A 23,662-nucleotide genomic window follows, 5' to 3' on the forward strand; every position below is an offset into this window, starting at 1 on the left:
CTTTTATTTAAATAAATATTTGTTTGATTCTTTATCAATTTTCAAAATAGTTTGTGTCAGTAATTCAATGGCATACTCTATATCTTCCCAGTCGCACATTTCTGTATGTGAATGCATATAACGACAAGGAATACTGATATTTGCCGTAGCTACACCATCAGCTGTCAATTGTAAGATCATGGCATCTGTACCTCCAGATAATGTGTGTCCTACTGTTTCCTGTATAGGAATTTTCTTTGACTCGGCTACTTGTTTTAGGTAATCTACTAAAATAGGGTTATTATCTGCATTATGAATAAGGCCAACACCTTTTCCTAAACAGAAAGTTGATTCTTCATATTGAGATGAACCGGGAACGTCGGTAGCGAATCCAACATCAACCACAAATCCAATAGTTGGTTTAATGTTGTAGACACAAGGTGCGATACCTCTTAACCTTATTTCTTCTTGCACTGTGGCTGCTACATAAATACCGATAGATAGTTGCTCTTTACTTAACTTCTTTATCGTTTGGGCTACAATAAACAGTCCTGTCTTATTATCTAATCCTTTCGCACAAATTCTGCTTTTTCCTATTTTCTGAGAATTAGGTTTGAAGGAAACGAAATCACCTATCCGGACTTTTTCTGTCGCTTCTTCTTTAGTATCTGCACCTATGTCTATCCATAAATCAGACATTTTAAAAGAAAGCCCTTGCTCTGTGAAATTATAGTTTTGAGCATTTCTCCCAATAATACCATTCACTGGTCCTTTCTTATTTAGTATTGTTACTTCATGACCGCAAAGTGACATTGGCTCAATACCGCCGACTCTTCTGAAAAATATTAATCCGTTAGAGTTAATATGGGTGATCTGTAGACCTACTTCATCCATGTGTGCGGTGAGGAGTATTTTATATTCAGATTGAGGATTGATACATCCGGTTACATTACCCAGTATGTCTGTAGATGTTTGGCAATGAGCTGTGCTCAACCATGTCTTGAATATTGTTGCACTTTCATACTCCCGGCAAGAAGGTGAACAAGTGTTTAGTAACTCATGAAATGAAGAACTGTTTTTCCATTCGGTATTATTATATTCAGTCATCGTATCTTTTATTATGAAATTAAAAAAAAGGAAGAGAGCCGTAAAACTCTCTTCTCTTTTGATTGTTAGCTACGCATCCAGTTTGAACCGCAATCGCCTGTACATCCACAACTGTTGGCAGATACTTCCCATTTCGTATTGGCCAATTCTTGAATTTTCTTGCTGTATTTCGTATTGATAGAAATGACAGCTTTCTGAGATAACTTGAAATTCATAGATTATAATAATTTAATGATTAAGCTTTTTTGTAGGTAAAAGCTATTAACCTGTTTCTTAACTCTGCATCCAGTTTGAACCGCAATCTCCGGTGCATCCGCAACTGTTAGCGGATACTTCCCATTTTGTGTTTGCCAATTCCTGAATTTTCTTGCTGTATTTCACATGAATGGAAGTAACAGCCTTTTGAGATAATTTAAAGTTCATGTTTCTTAATATTTATTGTAATGGTTCAATTTTACTTTGGCTGAACCGTTAACCTTCATCGAAAAGTTCCTGTACCATCATAACTCCTTTTGCAGTCATGGCGAGTTCTTCTTCACTCATATCTTTCAGGGCTGCATATGTTTGTGGGGTATTGAGCATCTGACCAATCATCCATGAGCCAGCCAGTGAACGTATCTTTGTTATTTCACATGTATATGGATCTCTTTTGGAAACATCTCTATAGCTGACGAAACTACCTCCATAGCAGGTAGGGCAGACAGTTTCCAATATGCAATTTTTACAGCGTGAATCAGAGAGTTCTTGATGGCAGTCCAATTTTATTTCCGGCAATTTCTCTTTTGTTTCTTTACTTACCTCATAGAAAAGGTGGCATGGCAGGCATTGACCGTCAGGGGTCCAGCATCTCATAATTGTTCCGGCTCCACATAGTTTGTCTGTCAGGCTATTTATACCGGCGGCTACTGCCAGGAATTTGATGTTTAGCATGTCAACAGGAAGCACTTCCGGATGTTCGAGATAATAAGTAGCCAACTTCATTAGCTGTTCTGCCAGAATTTTTTTGTAATCTATTACCTTTCCATTTTCATCTGTTTCCCAGTTTACACCGCTTGCAAATGTACAATTGTTCTTCTTAAAGCCTAATTCGTGGACATAGATAACTCCATTGGCCAGAGAAGATAAGGTTCCGGGAGACGGAGTCATCTTTACACCTTGTTCCGGCCAGGTATTTCTGAATAGATCAATATCTATTTTACTATAAGAATCGGATCTGTTCCGGTTGTGCATTTCGGGGGTTCCATCCAGGCTAAGCCCTAAAATAAACCGGTCTTTATTTTCTAAAAGCCAGTTGCGTATCTCTCCGTGTATCAGCGTACCATTTGTAGTTGCATAACAAATGTATTTCACAGGCCATTCTTGTGTCCATATCCAGTCACATATTTCTTTTATCCTTTCAAAAGCCAGAAAAGGTTCGCCCCCGTGGAAAAGAATTTCGACGTATTCTATGTTATCTCTTATAGCTCGTTCAAAGGTTGAGCGAATGCCTTCTTGGGCAATATTCATTGGCATTATGGCAGTACCTTTTTTATGTTCATAGCAATAAACGCAATTGAGGTTACAGGCTTCGGTCATATATAGGGTACAAGTGCATCGCTTTATTTTTTCATATCTGATAATTTTCTTCATCTTATGTCCTTTTTTAAGTATTAGTCGTGATTATCTTTTTGGCAAAGAAAGAGTTTATTTGTCAGAAAGTATCTTTTGAAGTGTTGACAATAAGTCACGTTTGTGTAGCTTACTTTTCACAACTTTGAAACTCTTGAAGATAATAGTTGAAGAAATTATGATTAAGTATGAGTGATATTCGTAGAAGTAATTCAGTATCAATGCTTTTTCGCTTAAATATTTTGTACACATTAGTTCTGTCGCAATAAAGCTTATTTGCGAACCATGTAACAGAACGTTCTTGTAGATGAAGTTCTTGTTCTATTATTTGACCAATGTGTATCATAAAAAAAAGGCGGGACCATTCGACTTATTTCAATCTGAGGTACCGCCAAGCACCCTGTCTGTAATAAGTACGAATAGTCCACACCCAGAAGGCGTGAACTCTCATCGACTTATTCTCACAGACTTTAAATTGGCGGTTTTCAGATTGGAGAATAAGAGCTAAAAGCTCAAATATCTTTTTAATAAGTATAAGAATGGAAACGCTATTCCAATTGTTTAATGTTTTATTATATAATAAGAGTGTATAACTTACATAGCTATAAACTATGAAGAAATACGCTCTGGTATTCTCTTAATTTTAAGTAATTGTTGATACCTAAATAAAGAATCACGCAAAGATAGTTATTTATTTTATTTGATGGAATTCTTGGTGATACTATTCTCAAACAACCTCCTAAGGGGAGACTAGTTTTGTGACAGAGATTGTTGATTTATTTATATCTAACTATAATTCAAGTTGATATATTGTATAATATTTTAAGGTGGAACTTTATAACTCTGTGCCTTATACAAGCTAAGTTTTTACTTTAAATTCTTATCTTATTGACAGATTGATTTGAAAGACAAACGCTTATAGAAGTTTTAAAAAGTTTCGGGTAACGATTTGGAGATTGTGCTAATTTCAATATTTTACAGCCTCATACTCATGAGTATAACTCTTCTTTGAACAAAGGTAAGAATATTTTTTGGATTAAAGAAAAATCCCGAAGGGAAAAATAAAAAATATTTGGGAGAAAGGATTGGAAAAATTCAAGAGAGGGAGGTTGAGGGATTAAGTGAGGGAAATCGCATAATCGATTTGTAGTTACCGAAAAAGGCATATTCGAAATCCCTGTATATTGCTTCTACCGGCGATTACACGACCGGAAATTATATTAAAAAATGACCCCAATCAAGAAGTATTTTATGTTTCTCGGTTGGGGTATAAAGGTTATTTGAATTGTAGCCATACCTCATATATTCAAGCCGCCTTTCTTTAAAGGAATATGTAGTAAAGATTTCATTTCCATATCTGCGAAACTTGGTAACAGCATCTTTTAAAGGTGTCTGAAATTGCTGGCAGTTATGTACATATCCGAATTCTGCTATTATGCGTGTTTACTCATAAAATTAGACTCTATATCTGCTTGCACTGATTATCACTATACTATTTCCTGTAAATAACATTTGGGAATATAATTGGTGGCGACCAATATCAGCAAGCCTTCAAAAGGAACAACCAGCCGTTTGTTCTTTTTGATACGTTTGTAATATCCCACTACCCCAGCATATTCCCCACCTGTCACCCGGTATTTTTCGGCGTTCTTCACGAGATTGTCATCATACGGTATCTGTTCGAAACCGTCCTCCATGGAAGAAGTGAGCATGATGAACATGTCCATCTCTTCATCCGGAATGGAAGCTGGAATCTGGGTACCGGGACGATGATACACCATGGCTTTCTCATCGAGAATCGAATTCAAGGAAGAGATATAGTCATCATCGCAACGCAGGAACATCAACATGGCGACAAGCGGAACCCGCCTGATCACGACTTCCCCATCCGGTTGCGGATAGCTTCTGGTTTTCATCGGGATATAACTCTCAATCCCGTCACGTGACAATGTGGCCTTGATTTCCGAAAAACGGTTATAGAAAACCTTCAGGGCATACCATTTTTTCATCATGACCTATTGATTCCTTTTTTTATGATTTCCAGTTCCAATCGAACCTTTCGACATCTTCCTCCACGAGCAGATCTCCTGACTGTACCTCAATAAAGAGCAGATCGGTCATGGCCTTGACGGCATGTCTCATGCCCTTCCTAATACAGACGGTGTCTCCACGGCCGATTCTAGTCATTTTCCCATCAAGAGCCAGCATACCCTCGCCATCAATGAATGTCCAGACTTCATCGCGATAGCGGTGAGCCTGATAGCTTACGCTCTTACCGGCTTTTATCTTTAACTGCCTGGTAAGGATCTCATATCCGTCAGGAAAACTCACCGTATCGATAACCTTATATTCTCCCCAGCGACGCTCCTCGTACATCGGGTGGCATTGCAAGCGGTCCGCATATGTCTTGATGTGCTCGCTCCTCCCTTTCTCTGAAACCAGGATGCCATCGCCATGAAGCGGCTATTACCATGTCTTTGGCACCGATGCACATGACAGGTATTTCCAATTCGTTGATCACATGGGTGTTTTCAGATTTCTCGTCCATCACCACGTTACCGATGCAACGCTCTTTCAGTTCATCAGTAAGCACGTTCCATGTGCCGAGATCTTTCCATTCCCCGTCGTATGGAACGACAGCCACAGACTTCGCTTTCTCCACCACCTCATAGTCAAAGCTGATCTTTGGCAGTTCCTCATATCGGAGGCGTACCTCCTCAAAAATATCGTATGCGAGATAACTCTTTACGATGTCAATCATATATCCGAGACAGAAAGCGAACACGCCGCCATTCCAAAATGCGCCATCTGCGATAAATCTTTCAGCAGTGGCGACATCCGGCTTTTCCATAAAACGCTCCACTTCATATATTCCGTCTGTTTTGCGATGCTTTTGAAGTATCACATAACCGTATTTGGCGGACGGATAGGTGGGCTTTATGCCCATCAGTACAAGATCAGCCACATTATTCTGCACTGCTTCCGCCATTTCCGCTATAGTTTGAAAATAACGCTCTTCCGTATACGGGTCGCATGGCATAACAATGACTGTTTCATTCTTGTCGCATTTCGCTGTTTTCTCCAAATAGGCGGAAGCGAGACAGATTGCAGGGAAGGTATCCCTACGGCTAGGTTCGGTGACGACAGTCACATCCTCACCGAGCTGATTGGTGATGGCATCCTTTTGAAATACACTTGTAGCGATTGTAACCGGGCAGGAAAGTCCCGATTCCTTGATCTGTCGTAGACACGCTGTACCATAGATTCCCTGCCTCCGTCCGGGGAAGGAAGCAGTCTGAGGAATTGTTTGGAGCGGGATTCGTTTGAAAGCGGCCACAGCCTTTTACCTGAACCGCCGGATAAGAGTATGATTTGCATGATTATGTTGTGAAAGTTATCTTTCCGCCCTCATCGGGTTGTTTAAGAAATCCTCGTAGGAAAGACGGATGCCTTCCTCCAGTTCCGTCTTGTATGTCCATCCGAGCGAAGTCGCTTTCGAAACGTCAAGCAGCTTGCGGGGGGTACCGTTCGGCCGTGAGGTGTCCCAGCATATCTCGCCGGTGTAGCCGATTATCTTTGCCACTAATTCTGTCAGTGCCTTTATGGTCAGTTCCTTTCCTGTTCCGGCGTTTACTGTCTCGTACCCCGAATAGTTGTTCATCAAGAATACGCAGAGATTGGCCAAATCATCCACATAGAGAAACTCTCGCAACGGGCTACCGTCACCCCAGCAGGTCACCTCTTTCAAGCCCGCTTCCTTCGCCTCATGAAAGCGACGGATAAGCGCCGGTAACACGTGGCTGTGCTCGGGGTGGTAGTTGTCATTCGGCCCATAGAGATTGGTGGGCATCACGCTGATATAGTCCGTGCCGTACTGGCGGTTGAGAAACTCGCAGTATTTCAATCCAGAGATTTTTGCCAATGCGTATGCCTCGTTGGTCTTTTCCAGTTCGGAGGTTAGCAGGCAGCTTTCAGGCATCGGCTGGGGTGCCATACGCGGGTATATGCACGATGAACCGAGAAACTCCAGCTTCCTGCAACCATTGCGCCATGCCGAGTGGATGACATTCATCTCCAGTATCATGTTCTCGTACATGAAGTCCGCCAATGCCGATTGGTTGGCGATGATACCGCCCACCTTTGCTGCGGCGAGGAATACATATTCGGGCTTTTCTTCGGCGAAGAAGCGTTCCACGGCTTCCTGGCGAGTCAAGTCCAATTCTTTGTGCGTGCGTGTGATGATATTCGTATATCCCTGGCGTTGCAGTTCCCGTACAATGGCAGAGCCTACCATTCCACGGTGTCCTGCCACATAGATTTTTGCGTTCTTCTCCATTGTTTTCTCGATTATTTTACGATTCCTTTTTCGAGATATTCGGCAAGGTTGGTTCTTACCTGTTGCGATGCACGTTCAACGGCCACTTTTGCCATATCGGCATCCACCATGATTTTTACAAGTTGCTCAAACGATGTCTTCTGCGGATTCCAATCCAGTTCACGTTTCGCTTTCGACGGGTCTCCCAAAAGATTTACCACATCGGTTGGGCGGTAGAAGTCGGGAGAAACCTCGACAAGTACTTTACCGCTCTTGCAGTCGATGCCTTTTTCGTTTTCACCTTCACCCTCGAAACGCAGTTCGATTCCGGCATATCGGAAAGCCAATTGGCAGAACTCACGTACCGAATGCTGCTCGCCGGTGGCAATGACAAAATCTTCCGGCTTGTCGTTTTGGAGGATCAGCCACATGCACTCCACGTAATCCTTGGCATAGCCCCAGTCACGGAGCGATGACAAGTTACCTAAATACAATTTATCCTGCTTGCCTTGGGCTATACGTGCAGCGGCAAGGGTTATCTTGCGGGTAACGAACGTTTCTCCGCGGCGTTCCGACTCGTGGTTGAACAGAATACCTGAACAGCAGAACATGTTGTACGCTTCGCGGTATTCTTTAGTAATCCAGAACCCATACTGTTTCGCTACGGCATAGGGAGAATAGGGATGGAAAGGAGTATTCTCATTCTGGGGTACTTCTTCTACCTTGCCGTATAGCTCTGACGTGGAAGCCTGATAGATACGGCAGGTATCAGTCAGATCACATTGGCGCACAGCTTCCAAAATGCGTAGTACGCCGGTGGCATCGACATCAGCGGTAAACTCTGGGGAGTCAAACGACACCTGTACATGACTTTGTGCGGCGAGGTTGTATATTTCGTTTGGCTTTACTTTTTTCACCACCTGTAAGATGCTCATCGAGTCGCCCAAGTCAGCATAGTGGAGGTGGAAGTTAGGATGCCCTTCCAAATGTGCAATACGCTCACGATAGTCTACCGATGAACGACGTATAGTACCATGCACGTCATATCCTTTTTCTAAAAGCAATTCAGCAAGATATGATCCATCCTGTCCGGTGATACCGGTAATTAAAGCTGTCTTCATATAAATATCAAATTTGTGATGTATTATTTCGTGAAACTTTAGTTTCGATGATCTCATATATTTTGTAAATGTATCTCAACGATTCAAGCAAAACATTACTGTAAATTCCATTATCCTTGAATGCCCGTTGGTGATCTCGCAAAATTTGTTTATGGCTGGACAATCCACTGGTCGATGCTCCTCCTGTACGCATTGTTACAAAATCCATTGGGATGTATCGGAGTCGTATTTTATGGACGAATATTAATCGTAACAGACATTCAAAATCAGCAGCAATTTTGTATGACAAATTGAAGCCGCCGTATCTCTCATATATTTCTTTGTGGCAATAAAAACTCGGATGGGCGGGCATAAAGCCGAGACGCATCCAACGGCGATGAAAAAGTTTCGAAGAGTAATAACGGGTACATTTTTGCAAGTCATTGTCTTGTACATAATGTATATCGCCATAAACAGCATCTATGTTACCGTCTTCAAATGCAGATGCCACTGTTGAAAGCACAATATCGCTGGTATAAAAATCATCGCTATTAAGTATTCCTATGATATCGCCTGTCGCCATTGCGATACCTTTATTCATGGCATCATATATTCCTTTGTCTTTTCCGCTGATATAACGTAATTTACCTTGATATTCAGGCTCTAATTCATGTACGATTTCCATTGTGCTATCTGTTGAACCACCATCCACGATAATATGCTCTATATTTGGATAGGATTGTGACAACACACTCCGCATCGTGTAACGCAAAGTTGCACTGCTATTCCATGTAGCAGTGATTATTGATATTTTCATCAGATTAAATTAAATTGATTTTGGGTAAAGAGTTTGATTACGATTCAAACATTACCCGTTCTGCGACTTTAACCGCAGGATTCCCACGATATATCGAATATGGCATTAAGTCTTTAGAGGCTATGGAACCGACAGTAAGAACACTATGTGAATGCATTGTTACTCCGGGACAAACAGTGGATTGAGCACCAACCCATGCACCATTTTCAATAACAATAGGTTTTACCATGAGGTCAAATGTCGGGCGTTTATAATCATGGTTACCACATAATAACATAGCTCCCTGGCTGATACAGACATTCGAACCAATCGCAACATGGGTAAGATTGTCTATCCATACATTTTCACCAATCCAAGAATAGTCTCCTATTGACAGATTCCACGGATATTTAATATTGACTGAAGGTTTTATTACAACTCCCTTTCCCATTCGGGCTCCAAAAAGACGAAGCAGCCGTATCCTAAGGCTTGAAGAAGGATTCCAACTGCAATTTATAAAAAAAACATTTACGAAATACCAGATAATCGCTTTCATCTTTCCAGCACCTATGTAGAACCATGAATTATCATATTTCGACAGATTTACGCTAGTCATAAACAAAATCGGGTTTAGAACGTTCACCTAATAGCCATTCATACAGTTGTTGCATTTGCATTGCTATCATAGGCGCAGTATATTTCTTCTGCACAAGCTGTTGCCCCCTTTCCCCCATGGCGAGTAGTTCCGGGATAGACATCTCCATCACTTGTCGCATTACTTGGGCAATGTTTTCGGGAGTACGGTCAATCCACCATCCACAGCCGATGGTGTTCAATTCTTCCCACGGAGTACCAAGACTAGCCATCACAGGAGTACCTACCGACAAGGCCTCGGTTACAATCATACCGAAATTCTCGAAGTCGCTCGGCACGAAAAGACATGATAATTGTGCCAATTGTTCATACTTATCCCTACCGTTAATAAAGCCGCAGAATTTAACACAATCTTCTAATCCAAGCCGTTTCGTTTCGCTACGCAGAAATTGTTCGTAAATTTCATCTCCTTTGCCCATAATCACTAATTCATAATCTTGTAAACGAGGTAGCAAGGCTACCCCATAAAGAAGGTTTTCAACTTTCTTTCTGGGGTGTAGTCGTCCGAGGAAGCCAAACTTCCTCAATCGACTACACCCCAGAAAGGACGGCTTTTTAGTCGCAATCTCGTTTAGATAACCAGGCAAATTGGCCGGGTTAGGGATAACAGCTATGGCACCACGGTATCCAAATTGGCGTACATACTCCATTTCAGGCTTGCAAGTAACATGCAAACAATCAGCATGATTGATGTCCTTACGAAAACAAAACTGTATCAACGGCCATTTCTTCCAGTAAGAGCGTTTTAACGCTTCCGGATAAAGCATTCCATGCGGCGTGATAATATAAGGTTTACGTTTATGCCTTGCAACGGAACAAGTGATGTGGTTGCAATACATCCATAACCCATTGGTGTGATAAAGGTCATACTCATTGTTTTGTAGATAGGAAGAGATGTTCTTTGAATACTCGTACGGAGTTATAGCATCATTTGGTAATGCTTTAATCCAATTTTCACCCTTACCCATCAATACATCCGATTTGTTTTTCACTTCCAAAGTCAACAAATCAATAGGAAAACCGATATTATACATCGCCAAAATTAAGTCATACGTGCAAGTGGCTATTCCGCCATACAATGCACCAAACCCAGCGATGGTTTGTAATACTTTCATATAAATTGTATGCTTTAAGTTTTTGAACAAGGCCCTTCTACAAAAGGAGTATCTTTCCCTTTTTCCAGACAGTTTATTAGGATCAGCAGCCTTTCGGCTGCGATATGGGGATTCCATAGTTCCTGCATCAAGGCGGTAGAACGGCTTTGGATATCTTGCCATTTACGTGGATTGGCAAGCAGGTACTCCACTTTGTCGCATAAGGAATCCAACGCTGCAATATCGGGGCGGTTGAAACTACTTGATTGCTTGGGACTGGTAAATAACAATCCCGTCTGCCCATCATTGATCAAATATGGAGAACTTCCTATTCCATCGCTTGCCACCAACACACAACCATTGGACATGCTTTCATTGGCCACAGCACCCCAACCCTCGTTGCGGTCGCTGGTGAAGAGGAATATGCTGTGGCAGCGCATCTTGACCATCAGTTCGTTGTTGGGCATGTTACCGTAAAAACGAACTACATCAGTCACACCTAGATTCTTCGCTAGCTGTTTCGTACGACTTTCATACTCCCCGCTGCCGTACATATCGAGCCGGAATCGATACCCTTTCCGTTTCAACCGTTCAGCCATAAGGATGGGTAGTTCCGGATGTTTCCACATTAAATATCTTGAACACCACATAAGTGGTGTGATATTTAATGTGGAAACATCCGAGAATGCTTCAACATCAACTTTTTCCACCCGGGTGAAATAGCCCCATTTGTAGCAACGTCCCTGATAAGTACCCACTTTGTACTGGTCTGCCGCCGCAAATGCACTACAACAAAGTTTATACAACGGCTTTCTACTCCAACCTCCGAAATGATAGGCGAGGAACATTTTCAAGATAGCAGGTGAAAATAAGTTCAAAACTCCCCGTTTCAGCCATCGCTCGCTCATATCGAATGACAGCAGCCCTCGCTTCATTCGTATCTTTTGGAAAGGCAAAGCCTGTACTCCTGAGAACACACAACATTCTGCCGTCTGTGCCAACTCCATTGCTTTACTGTAATTCTTTTTCGATTGCCAAGCCCGCAACAAATAAGGCCGATCGCTATAATCATACGAGTCTCCTTTCCGATGCTCGGCTTGCAGATTGGCAAGTTCCACAAAGTAATAGTTATGTCCAGTCAAATTCCACAATTCATCAGCCACATTTGCCTGATGGTTGTTTAGTATAAGCGAGTAAAAAACAAGTTTCATTTGATTCGTAAATGCTTTATTCCTCTATTTTTGCCATTGCTTGATTCCATACTTCGACACCAAACAATCGTTCCACAACATTCCCTTGATTAGCATAACGTAACAATTCTTCATCAGATAAGTCTGCTATAGCTCTTATTCCGTTATGGAACTCCTCTTTGGTAGGTTTAACCGTAAAATATTTCATTCCTTCAATTTGTGGATAATGAATGGTAGATATGATTATACGATTGTGAAACAAGGCTTCTATTATCTTAGAAGGAAAGTTACATTGATTTTCCGGAAAATTAATATCTCGTGTACTTAATTGAAAGGTGATATGGTGTAAAAGTTCCATGTAAACGTTGAAAGGCAATTGACCGTGCCAATGGATATTGCTATGATTGTTAGCGTATTGCTGCAACATTAACTCATTTCCTTTGATACCGGTGATATGTAATTCGTATTCAGATAGTTTGGAAAAAACATCAAGCACCATAGAAAGCATTGATATTTCCTCAGAAAGGACACCGGAGAGTAAAAAGGTTTTCTTTATAGATTTAATTTCCGGTCTCGTCTTGCTGCTATATGGAACAACACCTGGGAGAACTAACGAATTTTCCTTTTTGAATAATTCAGAATTGGCTAAACAAATACGGCCATGTGCCCAATTTATAAGTTTCAAGTAAATCTGATTCAATCCGAAACCTCGATTTACGGGTGTAAAGTCTAATACTATCACATTTAATTGTACGGATGGTTTCAATAGCTTCAACATCACAAACAATAAGGCATTAAGTGTATTTAGGTTGTAGAACCATACTGATGCATCCTTGGGTATTTGCTGGAACATAGTGAACTGTTCTTTGAATGTTGCCAGTTTTTGCTTGAATTTTCCCGCCTTGCGCCACCTATCATAAATCAATTCAAAGCGTTTATCGCTAAACGCTTCTTTTGACATCTCACCGCCTACATAAAGTGGCATACTGCTATAAACTTTGTCAAAAGCACAACCACTCATCAAGTTATAGGAGAAGTTACAGGCAGCAAATGACAATCTGTATTGAGCAATTAAGTGTTCAGGCAGTATGCAAGTCCAAAATATCCGATATTTCTTCATAAAATCTTAATCCTTACCAGTCGGTTAATGCCATCTTTAAGATATTTCAGTAAAATAAGTACAATGACAAGAATGGCATATTTCAACAATGGATTTAATGTAAATAAATAATTGATACACATAACCGTGACTTGGGAGAATGCGACCACCACGTATGTTTCCCTCCCCACTTTGGTAAATATATTAGAAAACATAGTTGACGCATTTCTTATCCAAACCGACAAGCGAAATACCATCAGCGTACCGGTAACAGCTCCTAATGTCAATGGAATTATCGGGGTTATTAAATTCCACGCTAAATCAAGTTTCCACAAATAGCTAATTACCGCAGTGACGGATAGCAAGCAATAAAAATCCCAATAAAACGAAAGGGGTGTTTCAATTCGTTTTTTGTAATCTGCTAATTCTTTACCTAACATTACAAGGAAAGAAGCATAAGGAAGAACCGACAAACTCCATGGTAAGGATATTTCATAATGCCGCAAACTATATCCAATATAAAGGAAGCATAACATAATAAAGCGTCGGACATATTTTCTCTTTATCAAGAAAGTTATTCGTACCAAAACAGATGACATAAATAAAATAGGGATAAACCATAATGCATACCCCCCCCAACCACATTTTATATAGTGTATGACATCCAATTCCCCGATAAAATACATTAAAAATGCAACAATAGTAGAGTAACACACAAATGGAAGTAAAAGCGTATATGACTTATGCTTTATATAGTCCACGAGGCTATACTTTTCATAGTTACTCACCAATCCCGAAGAGATAAAGAACAAGGGCATGTGGAAAGCATATATGAAATGTGACATTACACTGGGAATCGGTGTATGCCCCGCTACCATCAAGATAATAGCTATACCTTTAGCTATGTCAAGCCAGCGATTTCTATTCTGACTCATTACCAATCGAAAGTTTTTTCACTTGCAGATATGCCTGCATTACTATTGTAAACGACATCAACGGATATAGCAGTTGCGTACCATCATACGGCCTCTGCAAAAAACCAAATATCAATATCCAAAATGTCCACCCGTATTTCTTGTCATACCGTCTTAAACCCAACAGGAAAAAGAATGGACTCCAATAGACCAGTTGTCCTAAAACCCCATCGCAGGCCAAGATTAAATTTGGATTTGCCCCCACAAACACTCTATGTTTTTGCGATATACTTATCAAGTTCCGTGCACCATGCCCCACAACTGGTGCTTCCTTAAATAATTCCCAGCACACCTTTGTCATCTGTTGTCGGTTGTCACCGGCTATCGTTCCTTTCTTCTCGTCATACTCGAAGCGACCAAATATGGCCCGATTCATCCGTTCATTGAAGGAAGAAATCATAATCAAGGCAACCACAAAAGCCACAATGTATAGTACTAACTTACTGAATCTGTTTCGATAGAAAAAGAATGCATATATTGCTATCTGGATGAAGTAGGCCAAAGAAAGCGTAGAAATAAGTCCGGATATAAGTAGCATCTCTACTCTTTTATTATTAACAAAAAGCTTATTGATTATCAAAGCATACATTCCCCAAAACGCCAATGCACCTGGTTCATCATAGAAACCGGCATTACGAACAAGACCGTCAAAATAAGTATTAGTTGTGAATAGGCCAAAGAAGTATCCCGGTCTCATATCCAATTCACGGAACACAAAAATAGGCTGAAGAATGCCAATAAGAACTAAAATGAATCCTATGCTACCTGCTATTACTTGAAAAACAAGCCATAAATTATATGTCTTCACAAAACCTAAACGTTCATCGGATAATTGCATCTCAAGGAACATATATGTGATACACAACATCAGTATTCGAGTGAAATAGGACGTATCAAGCCCATGAATGATAGAATAGATACCCCAAGCTGTTATTTGTAATACTAATAACGATACTATAGGAGACGGTAGCCTAAATTCATTCTTTGTTACAATAAAAAATGCTACTAATACAAATAATAGCAGATAGTTTATCGTATAGTGAGGCAACCATCCCATTAAAAAAAATACGCAAGGCCAGCCAGCTATTAAAGCGAAGAAATACAGGAAATACCTAAGATTTAGATATGCTTTTATTTTTTCAAACATATTTTCAACGTTGCATTATATCGTAATAAATTTCTGCAAGTCTATTGGCATTTTTCTTACAGTCATGCCGTTCTTGAGCTATTTCCATTTCTGCAGCCGAAAGTCTGGTATAATCTCCCTTTTCAAACATTCGCATCACAATTTGCGCCAACATTTCATACTCCTCATACCGATAAAAATATCCGGTCTCTCCTTCTGTCAACAATGTCGGTGTACCTCCGCAGTAGCTTGCAACTACAGGTGTTCCCAGCATTTGTGCTTCGCACAGCGAGTTGGGCGAATTTTCTATAGCACTCGGCATCACATAAACATTTGCATCAAGGAATTGCTGTTTCATCTGTTTTTCTGATAAAGAACCAAGGAAATGAACATTATCCTGCAAGCACAATTTTTTTACTAGTCGGCGTAGATATAAATGATAACCTTGGAAACGAAGAATATCTTTCACTGCACTACTCATTACACTACTACCACAGAAATTAACTACAGTGTCAGGATATTGTCTCAAGATAATAGGCAATGCTTTCAATACTTGATGTGCACCTTTCAACGGAGAACCACTATTGCTCACAAAAATCGTGTGTTTTTTACATTGTCCCAAGTTCCATACAGGAGCTTCATAAAAAGAATCACGCAAAGTTTCATTCATAAAATGATAGCGCAGCCGTGGGTTTACGGTCATTACATGATCATGATCCCACCCAGTACGTCCTACAATATCAGTAATATGTGTGAGTACATAATGCTCGCATTCAGCACGATGCTTGAAACTTCGTTTCGCATTCAACAGAAATGTTCCCCGGTAAAAATCAAGTGGGGTGATATTCATCCATTTATCCCACAATGAAAGTCTACCATCGGCATAACGCATATATGGCCCTGCCAACCCTTGGATGTTTGCTACAGTTTTTACTCTGTCCTCATTGGCCATACACACAGCTTTAGCAAGCGAATGTTCCGTACCATGGATATGTATCAGATCGGGAGCAAAATCCCATATAGCCTCATTACAAGCCTCTATCTGTTTTTTAGTTGTCTTGTCTATCTGGGCAGTAGGCACAAGATAGTAGGTCACGCCATCTATCTCATACCGTTCATATTTCTTTCCGTATGAATAGACGATGACTCCCAACTGTACCTCTGGCATCTCCATCAGCATTGCCTTTGCCGATGAATACATCCACCCGCAATGTGCCGGTGCTTCTTCCCCCAAGTAGGAGCATAATGGAGGAAATTTAACCAAAGATACCCACAAGATTTTCATTCTTTCCATTTTTAAAAAGACTTGGTCATTTATACAAACTCTCTGCATCTTTGTTTCAATTCATCTGCCAATTTCCGCCATGCGCTCTTGTTGGACGGGTGGTTGGTGACCGTGATGGGCAATACGGTATCGAACCGGGGTGACAAAACACCATTTTCGACACTCACAACGTTGAACAATTCACGCAGGCCGGCCAATCTGCACTTACTTTCCTCAATGTCGCTTCCTTTTTCCAAATAAATGACAGGAGTTTCCAGTCCAAGGCATGGCAATGCACAATGTATACGAGAGGTTATTACTAGACGAGCCTTTGCATACATCTTGACAAGTCGCTCGGCTTCAGAAAGACGTTCCGCATCGGTCTTGAAAAGCGTCTTATAACACATACTTTCTTGGGTTACATATGTGGACTCCATGACGAGTTTCCGACCAAACACTTTTGAATACTCTTTATAGTAAAGAGCCGTTTTTAATATTTTGCTCACGATGTTCCTTCCATAATGCAAACGTAGCTGTGTTATCCCACAAAGTTTCAGCAGATCGAGAGGATGCTTAATGGCTGTACAGACAGCTTGCAGAATTGCATTAAAATTAAGTGTACCATTGAAGATAGGGTCCACGATATATGTCTTATCCTCTTTCTCCTCGGAATGATATTTCTCGCCAAGGGTCAAGGTCATGCACCCGGAGAAATAGGCATCTACTCCGTTTTTCGACAACAGGTACAAAGTGTTCAGGTCTCTGCAACCTATAGGCTGATGACTTTTCAAATAAGCTATGCTTTGTGACGAAAGCAATACTTCTTTTACACCACTGTTCAAGTGAAAGGCAACAAATAGCGGATCTATCAAGTCGGACGGAGGCCAATTTTGAGGTAGGTGCATATACCATCCATTCATGATGACCTTACAGGGTTCTCCCGCGTAATCTTTCAAATCTTCGTCTCGGTCAATGAAGCCATCTATGTGAGGGAGGAATTGCGAAGAAGCCAATGCTTGCACATAATCCCCGATATTCACTCCCGATATGTTGGGAAACTTAGAAACCGCTAATAACTTATATTTCATATTCCAACTAGTTTTTTAATTACTCTGTCAAGTACCTTTTCATATACATTTAATATCTTTTCTCCGTAATTCTCAATGGAGAAGTTCTCTCGGGCAAATTGCCGGGCATACCGGATAATTTCTTGATGATCAGTTTCGGCTGCTTTTTGCATCGCAGACACACAACCATCCATGTCGTTAAACAGCAGTCCTGTCTTGCCGTCAAACACAAAATCCTTGGTACCGCCGGAATTGCGGCCAATCACCAAACAGCCATAAAACATGGCCTCAATGGAAACACGTCCCAAGCCTTCGTTTTCGGAACACATCAAGAATGCAATTGCCCGGCTCATATATTCCTTTACCTTGTCGCTTCGTCCAAGAAATTCTACAGCGTCTGATATGCCGGCGTTCGCTACGATTTTGGTTAATTGGGACATATATTTTGAGTGGGCTTCTCCGATAATCTTCAGTTTATATCCTTTGGTAGCCAACCCCGACTTCGCAAAGGCAGAGATGGCATAGGCACATCCTTTCTGTTCTGTCAAGAACCCTGCACAAAACAGGAAATACTTCTCTTTTGGTCTAACAAGGCATGTATCATCTTTACTCCGAACGGCATCCGATATTACATACGCATTCTTGCTTTCCAAAGAAACATAATGTTCAAGCACGGTCTTGGTGATACCAATTACAGCATCGGTTTGCTTTAGCGTGTTTATATATTTGTCCCATCCCCTTAATGGCATCCACCCGAAGTCCAGGTCCATAAAGCCACGTAAATGCCACACAACCTTTGAGTTAAGGATCTTGGCTATTTCATAGCCAACTGACATGACAGTATTATTGATATGTACAATGTCTATTTTTCTACCTTTCAAGATTTGCGCAACAGTTTCTGCACACTTGCGGTTTTTCCGATAGAATGTTAAATGGTTTGGAATATATTTTAGCCAATATTTTATGTGTTGGTACAATTTCACAGGTTTCCCTACTAAGTCTTCTTTAAAGTCGCACACAATGCACTCTACACCATTAGCGGTGAAGTAATCATATACACATCCTTCTGTCCCAACCATGACAATGGGATGGACATATCCTCGGACTGATTTTATCAAGTCCATTAGCGAATATGTCGCTCCATCAAAATTTTTCGAGGCAAATGTTACATACAAAACATTTATCATCTTTATCCTAATTTGGTTTAAAGTTCTACTTTTCGGATATCAGTTTCCACCACATTTCCGCTATCCGTTCCTGTGAGAACCGCTGCGTGGAGATGACGGCTTGCCTTGCCATCCGTTGCCGCAACATATTATCACTCATCAATTCTTTCATTCGGCATACGTAACCGTCCACATCACTCTCATTGATAATCACACCGTTTTCACCATCGGTAATAATTTCACGTAATGAGGCATAGGTATCAAAGGCTATGGGCACTACGCCCATCTGTTGCGCCTCGGTCAGCGTTAATCCCCACGACTCGCTTTTCGAAGTCATCAGGAAGATAGATGCCTCTTTGTAGTAGGGAACAGGATTTTGCCTGCCTTCGAGAGTTACATCGGGGATATGTTCGTTACGAATGATATGTTCATAGAGTTTGCGGTCATTACCATGGCCCACAATGCGGAGCGTCCAATCTTTGGCTACCGGATCTTGTTTCACACATGCCCAAATCCGAAGAGCCAGTGACAACCTTTTGGATGGTTCATCTAAGCGTGAAACAATCAATGCCACTTTGCATTTAGTAAGTTCGTCAAAGCAAGGCGTAACGCCGAATGACAGTCCGTTGGGGATAACTACATATTTCGATGTGTCATGCACACCTGCAAATTCTCCATAAGGTTTGATGAAACCCCGACAGAGCAGCACCACATGGTCAGCGCACTCATAAGCTGCACGGTAGACTGAGGAAAGTTGCCGTTTCTTCCGCATTGCCGTCAAAGGATACATTATTATACTTTTTGTCCATCGGGCAAAGTCCATCACAGATTTTGGATGATACCTGATAACTTTACCAAAGCGTCCGAACACAAGTTCCCATTGTGGCTCGAAATGATGTGCAAAGATGACTTTACATGTTATTCCTTCTACGGCAGCCCGAAATCTGGGTACATGAATGAATGCCCCCTGCACAATGACGCAATCAATACAGTTCGCCACAATGATACTTCTAAGCACTTGGGCATTCTTTTCCAAATCCTTCTGCGGAATCCATTGAAACTCTTTGATAAAGCATTCCTCTTTGGGTGTATCGGCAGGTGCCTCATAGATGGAGAAGCATCTGGCACCATACAGCTTTGTCAAAGCTGTGGCTACGGTGATAGTGGTGCGTTCTGTCCCACCCTTAGTGGAATGCACTTTTCCGTAAGTGTGATATAAAATGTTCATGTGTAAAACTTAGACGAAGTATCTGTTTTTACAGAGTATATTCAACAATTCCCCTTGGATACAATATCTTTGCTAAGTCTTTTGGCAGACGACGCAGTACTCCAATATGGATAGCTCCAACTTTTTTTTTGTCAGAATTGTAGCATTCTATGCGTGTATAAAAAACACGATCGATTATTTGTATCACTGCTGCATTTTCTTTTTTGCAAAGTTTAATAATTTCGTAAAATGTTGATTCTTCATCAATTTTTATATTGCGCTCGTCATATAATGTGGACAAATCATCTAAGTTAAACTTGATTTCTAAGGCCTCTTCTTCAAGAGTTTTGAGAATGTAATTTGGAATCATACCTTCTTTACCAGGCATTTCTACATTATAGAAGTTTTTAGTCTGAAATACCTGCCCATCTCCTGTTGAATAAAGGTTTCTCCATATTTGATAAGAATCGATATTTTAGAAGAAACAGTTTTCATCTATTGATTTTTACGTTTGTCTTCTAACGCATTTTTCTGCTCCTCTGCCAGTTCGTTATCGAGTACAATGCGTATTCCCTTACTGTCTTCCAATGACTGCTTATAAGTATCTATTTCATTTTTGACATCAACCGTATCTAAGGCCGTAATCCTTCCTGCACAAATCTTGATACAGAGTTTCAAAGTGATATTCTTTATATCACCACCAGTCAGTCCGGCGGAATATTCTGCTATTTCAGCATACGAGAAATTATGTATATCTTTGGGAATTTCTTTGGTTGAAGCCAATTTCATTCTTTCTAGAATATTGGGGTTTCCGAGGTGAAATTTCCAAAGTTCTACTAATTCTTTATTGGTTGGTAAAGGATATTTAATGTGGTATAGTATTCTCCTAAAAAATGCTTTGTCGAAGTTCTTGAACAAGTTAGTTGCGTAAATTATTGTAACATTCGAACGATCAACTAGTGTCAATAAATGCGACTTGATTTCATTTGCAGCATTTGAGTTCGAACTGTTGGTTGTGCATTTTCCCAAGAGCCATGGCTATTGCTTCAGCTGTGATACTTTTGCCCGTTCCTGGTTCACCATAAAGATTTATTCCTATAGAAGAATTGCCCTTCAAGAAATTATTTAATCCCCATTCCTCAATAAGCCTATCCTTGTTTTTGCAGAAAGTAATAACATCAAGCACCGTCTCACGTACCTTTTCGTTAAGGATTATTTGCTCAAGTCTCCATTTAGGGTCATCTTCTATGAACTTTTTCAATTCCAATTTTTGTTCTTCCTCGTTGCTACTAAACAAAGAAGACTTTGGCTTATCGTTTTCAGGATTCTCTCTCCCGTATTTCTTTTTATACTTGTAAATGTCGGCATAGCGCTATATTTTTTATCTTCTTTCTTTACACTATGTAAAGTATTGATGTTTTTTACTTTATGCAAAAATATTGCACTTTAGATATTCTTTTCCAATTCCTTCAATAAACAGTATTTTGCTTCTCTAAGTCTGAAAGGGCAGGCATTAATTAAAGGATATAAATCAATCGTGGCAGGCTTCCAGTTTGATGCTTTGAGATTTATAAGTTCTATAGGTAACTCGTCATTCGCAATAACCAATGGCGTTTCTCCGTAGCGTTGAACAGACAAGAAAAAATCGTGAAACTTGAAATGTCCCCCTATCAGTGGTTTCCCGAATTCAATCCAAACATTGGGTACATGATAAGCTTCAGCTACGATAAGACCATGTAGCGAGGAAGACAAGATGATTCCACATTCACAGATTTGGTCAATGATATCATGCCAATGCTTATATTGCCCAAGATAAATAATTTGTACATCCTCACATTCACTTAATGGTTTCCCATTAAAAAGTAAGGTTTCCACAACCGTCTGATTAACCACATGGGATATAATACCATACTTATAAAGTTTCTGTTTAGATGGCTGATAATAGAGAGGTACAAGCATGGCTGGGTCTCCATATATTTCAGGGCAATCTACTCCTTCGGCAAGCAGTTTTGCTCGGGAAAGTGGTCCACGGACTGCATAGACTTTCTTGGGCTTTATTTTTAAAGGTTTACTTCCATCAATAATACCAGCTCCCCATACTTCGGTGTTTTGTGTACATAACATATCAATGGTTGAGCCGATTACCAAATAGTTCCGTAGTTTCAGTCTGAACGCTAAGGAGGTACGGTTAAAGAGTACAACCGGAGACTTTATTATCTCACGGAGGAAATAATAATTAATATCATCACCCCAGTTTTCATGCTTGATGCGTTTGTTATTTTGGTAAAATACAAATGCATTAATTATAACGGGATGTAAGAATAGTTTAATATGCTCTATTATGATTATTGCGAGTTTAATCATGAGACCTATATCTTAAAGTATTTATTTTAGTATATATTAGGTTTCTTTCGGAGGTGTTTAATCCTACAAATAAAATAGAAATTGCAGTCATAACTATTGATAAAATAATTACAATTACTGTTTTTAATAAACTCTGATTAGTCATTGTATAATAAATACTTATTGACATACAAGAAGCGAGTGTAAAAACAGAAATAGTTGGTAATAGTACTTTATGCGCATATTGTACGAGTGAAAAAGAAACCATCCGACCGACAATCATTATTCTACAAATAAGGGCTACCATAGAAATAATTAAGTGGACAATGAAGACCATTTCTGGATTGCCGCCCAATTTAAGAGCTATATAAGCTATCGGAAGTATAAGCAACAAAAGCCCTCCCACGACACTTTGGTAAACTTTTACTTGACCAACTGCCTGCGAGGAGATCATCAAAGGATTGGATAAAGCATCTATAAGCAAGATGCATAATATTATACGAACAAACCAGACCGTATGAGCCGGAACATTCTTCAACCACACAGCCAGAATCGTCTGTGTTTCAATCATAATTGGTAGCACTATAAGCAACAACAGGAAAAAGGAATACTTACTGCTTGCAAATATGAGAGAATGCATACGACTCAAATCCCCGGTAGCGTAACTTTTGGTGATTTGTGGGTTTAATGCCATTTGAAAATTGCTAACAAAACCCGTTACAACCCCTTGTATAGTGACCGCTATTGCTCGTGCTGCATTCACAATAGGGCCAAAGAACATATTCAAAAGAACATTCAATCCTTGTGTGTAGAATACCCCGGCAATATTACCGAACAAGCTCCAGCCAGCGATATTAGCCATTTCTTTGAAAATTCTCTTATTGAACATTAGTTTCACTCGTGCCTCTTTGAAATGCCGCTTACAGTATATGCCATATATTAACCGGTCAAGAATGGAGATACTCAAAAGCAGAGCTGCATAAAATATTAATCGATCAAATGTAACTATTGTCAACAGATACACTATCACTAATTTCAAGACTACATCGAGAATTGATATGTAGGCAAAAGCCGACATCTTTTCATGTGCAATAATTACCGCATTATAAGGGATAGAAACAATTGATACAAACATTGTAAGTATTGAAAATTGGTATACCCAAATGGCAGCAACAAACCTCTCTTCAGGAATAACCAACTTATGATATACAAACCATAAACCGAGAGTTTCAGCAACAATCACAATTAACAATGCGATAACAAAATGGATAATCGCTGCGGTAGAAAATGTCATTATTTGTTTTTTGATATCACCTCGTGCAAGTTCGAAAGTGATAAACCTTTGTGTGGCATTAGACATTGCCCCGTTTAAGAATGAAAAAAAGGTAACGAATCCTCCTACTACATTATATATGCCATAATCCTCTACTCCAAGTGTATTCAATACAATCCTGCTGGTGTATAGTCCCACGCAGAGGATAAATATCATTCTCAAATATAGAATGAAAGTATTCTTGGCTATTCGTTTGTTCGAGGAAACAGAATCTGGCATGAATCTTCGATTAGATTATTT

The 23,662-nt window shown here is 40.2% G+C and carries 23 protein-coding genes and 1 pseudogene; all 24 read right to left on the reverse strand.

All coding sequences use genetic code 11. The features are described 5' to 3' along the window. Nucleotides 1–3: 3 nt before the first annotated feature. Nucleotides 4–1,086 carry a M42 family metallopeptidase gene (locus ACESQI_RS12785; protein ID WP_007484818.1) on the reverse strand — a complete coding sequence of 361 codons (1,083 nt, stop codon included), beginning with the start codon at nt 1,084–1,086 and terminating at the stop codon, nt 4–6. Between the two features lie 65 nt (nt 1,087–1,151). Then, on the reverse strand, nt 1,152–1,301 hold the full coding sequence (locus ACESQI_RS12790) for a hypothetical protein (RefSeq protein ID WP_007484819.1): 150 nt from the start codon (nt 1,299–1,301) through the stop codon (nt 1,152–1,154). 58 nt (nt 1,302–1,359) lie between these two features. Next, nucleotides 1,360–1,509 (reverse strand): hypothetical protein, encoded by a 150-nt coding sequence (locus ACESQI_RS12795; RefSeq protein ID WP_007484821.1) that lies wholly within the window; start codon nt 1,507–1,509, stop codon nt 1,360–1,362. 48 nt (nt 1,510–1,557) lie between these two features. Beyond that, nucleotides 1,558–2,715 carry a radical SAM protein gene (locus ACESQI_RS12800; protein ID WP_195570663.1) on the reverse strand — a complete coding sequence of 386 codons (1,158 nt, stop codon included), beginning with the start codon at nt 2,713–2,715 and terminating at the stop codon, nt 1,558–1,560. Nucleotides 2,716–4,181: 1,466 nt separating this feature from the next. Beyond that, nucleotides 4,182–4,706 carry a UpxY family transcription antiterminator gene (locus ACESQI_RS12805; protein WP_032953552.1) on the reverse strand — a complete coding sequence of 175 codons (525 nt, stop codon included), beginning with the start codon at nt 4,704–4,706 and terminating at the stop codon, nt 4,182–4,184. 19 nt (nt 4,707–4,725) lie between these two features. Next, nucleotides 4,726–6,072, reverse strand: a pseudogene (locus ACESQI_RS12810) (sugar phosphate nucleotidyltransferase). 16 nt (nt 6,073–6,088) lie between these two features. Beyond that, nucleotides 6,089–7,030, reverse strand: a complete 942-nt coding sequence (locus ACESQI_RS12815; protein ID WP_032953550.1) for a GDP-L-fucose synthase — start codon at nt 7,028–7,030, stop codon at nt 6,089–6,091. Between the two features lie 11 nt (nt 7,031–7,041). Then, the gene (gmd, locus tag ACESQI_RS12820) at nt 7,042–8,130 is read right to left on the reverse strand and encodes a GDP-mannose 4,6-dehydratase (RefSeq protein WP_004320765.1); all 1,089 of its coding nucleotides are present in this window, start codon (nt 8,128–8,130) and stop codon (nt 7,042–7,044) included. Nucleotides 8,131–8,137: 7 nt separating this feature from the next. Then, nucleotides 8,138–8,926, reverse strand: coding sequence for a glycosyltransferase family 2 protein (locus ACESQI_RS12825; protein WP_004320767.1), 789 nt, complete (start codon nt 8,924–8,926; stop codon nt 8,138–8,140). A 37-nt stretch (nt 8,927–8,963) separates the two neighbouring features. Continuing rightward, a complete protein-coding gene (locus tag ACESQI_RS12830; RefSeq protein WP_004320769.1) occupies nt 8,964–9,521 on the reverse strand; it encodes a putative colanic acid biosynthesis acetyltransferase in 558 nt (185 codons plus the stop codon). Next, nucleotides 9,514–10,674: a glycosyltransferase gene (locus ACESQI_RS12835; RefSeq protein ID WP_032953560.1), complete on the reverse strand. Its 1,161-nt coding sequence runs from the start codon at nt 10,672–10,674 to the stop codon at nt 9,514–9,516. Before ACESQI_RS12835 ends, ACESQI_RS12830 begins: the two co-directional genes overlap by 8 nt. A gap of 14 nt (nt 10,675–10,688) precedes the next feature. Beyond that, on the reverse strand, nt 10,689–11,864 hold the full coding sequence (locus ACESQI_RS12840) for a glycosyltransferase (RefSeq protein ID WP_032953548.1): 1,176 nt from the start codon (nt 11,862–11,864) through the stop codon (nt 10,689–10,691). Between the two features lie 16 nt (nt 11,865–11,880). Beyond that, on the reverse strand, nt 11,881–12,963 hold the full coding sequence (locus tag ACESQI_RS12845; RefSeq protein WP_004320774.1) for a hypothetical protein: 1,083 nt from the start codon (nt 12,961–12,963) through the stop codon (nt 11,881–11,883). Further along, entirely contained in the window at nt 12,960–13,877 is a 918-nt protein-coding gene (locus ACESQI_RS12850) for an acyltransferase family protein (RefSeq protein WP_004320776.1), read from the reverse strand. The genes ACESQI_RS12845 and ACESQI_RS12850 overlap by 4 nt, the downstream gene beginning before the upstream one ends. After that, entirely contained in the window at nt 13,864–15,063 is a 1,200-nt protein-coding gene (locus tag ACESQI_RS12855; protein WP_004320777.1) for an O-antigen ligase family protein, read from the reverse strand. The genes ACESQI_RS12850 and ACESQI_RS12855 overlap by 14 nt, the downstream gene beginning before the upstream one ends. 4 nt (nt 15,064–15,067) lie before the next feature. Next, nucleotides 15,068–16,327: a glycosyltransferase family 4 protein gene (locus tag ACESQI_RS12860; RefSeq protein WP_004320778.1), complete on the reverse strand. Its 1,260-nt coding sequence runs from the start codon at nt 16,325–16,327 to the stop codon at nt 15,068–15,070. A 29-nt stretch (nt 16,328–16,356) separates the two neighbouring features. Beyond that, nucleotides 16,357–17,394, reverse strand: a complete 1,038-nt coding sequence (locus tag ACESQI_RS12865; RefSeq protein WP_004320779.1) for a polysaccharide pyruvyl transferase family protein — start codon at nt 17,392–17,394, stop codon at nt 16,357–16,359. Next, nucleotides 17,391–18,560 carry a glycosyltransferase family 4 protein gene (locus ACESQI_RS12870; protein WP_004320780.1) on the reverse strand — a complete coding sequence of 390 codons (1,170 nt, stop codon included), beginning with the start codon at nt 18,558–18,560 and terminating at the stop codon, nt 17,391–17,393. The genes ACESQI_RS12865 and ACESQI_RS12870 overlap by 4 nt, the downstream gene beginning before the upstream one ends. A 25-nt stretch (nt 18,561–18,585) precedes the next feature. Next, nucleotides 18,586–19,767 carry a glycosyltransferase gene (locus tag ACESQI_RS12875; RefSeq protein WP_004320781.1) on the reverse strand — a complete coding sequence of 394 codons (1,182 nt, stop codon included), beginning with the start codon at nt 19,765–19,767 and terminating at the stop codon, nt 18,586–18,588. Nucleotides 19,768–19,795: 28 nt separating this feature from the next. Further along, nucleotides 19,796–20,134, reverse strand: a complete 339-nt coding sequence (locus ACESQI_RS12880; protein WP_004320782.1) for a hypothetical protein — start codon at nt 20,132–20,134, stop codon at nt 19,796–19,798. A 107-nt stretch (nt 20,135–20,241) separates the two neighbouring features. Continuing rightward, the gene (locus ACESQI_RS12885; RefSeq protein WP_032952759.1) at nt 20,242–20,535 is read right to left on the reverse strand and encodes a hypothetical protein; all 294 of its coding nucleotides are present in this window, start codon (nt 20,533–20,535) and stop codon (nt 20,242–20,244) included. A 193-nt stretch (nt 20,536–20,728) separates the two neighbouring features. Next, complete coding sequence (locus tag ACESQI_RS12890) at nt 20,729–21,007, reverse strand: AAA family ATPase (protein ID WP_138272084.1); 279 nt, start codon at nt 21,005–21,007, stop codon at nt 20,729–20,731. A gap of 185 nt (nt 21,008–21,192) precedes the next feature. After that, nucleotides 21,193–22,110 carry a polysaccharide pyruvyl transferase family protein gene (locus ACESQI_RS12895; RefSeq protein ID WP_004320788.1) on the reverse strand — a complete coding sequence of 306 codons (918 nt, stop codon included), beginning with the start codon at nt 22,108–22,110 and terminating at the stop codon, nt 21,193–21,195. Then, a complete protein-coding gene (locus tag ACESQI_RS12900; RefSeq protein ID WP_229033977.1) occupies nt 22,103–23,578 on the reverse strand; it encodes a lipopolysaccharide biosynthesis protein in 1,476 nt (491 codons plus the stop codon). Before ACESQI_RS12900 ends, ACESQI_RS12895 begins: the two co-directional genes overlap by 8 nt. Nucleotides 23,579–23,662 lie beyond the last annotated feature (84 nt).

The organism is Bacteroides sp. HPS0048, from assembly GCF_964240755.1.
Classification (GTDB): Bacteria; Bacteroidota; Bacteroidia; order Bacteroidales; family Bacteroidaceae; genus Bacteroides; species Bacteroides nordii.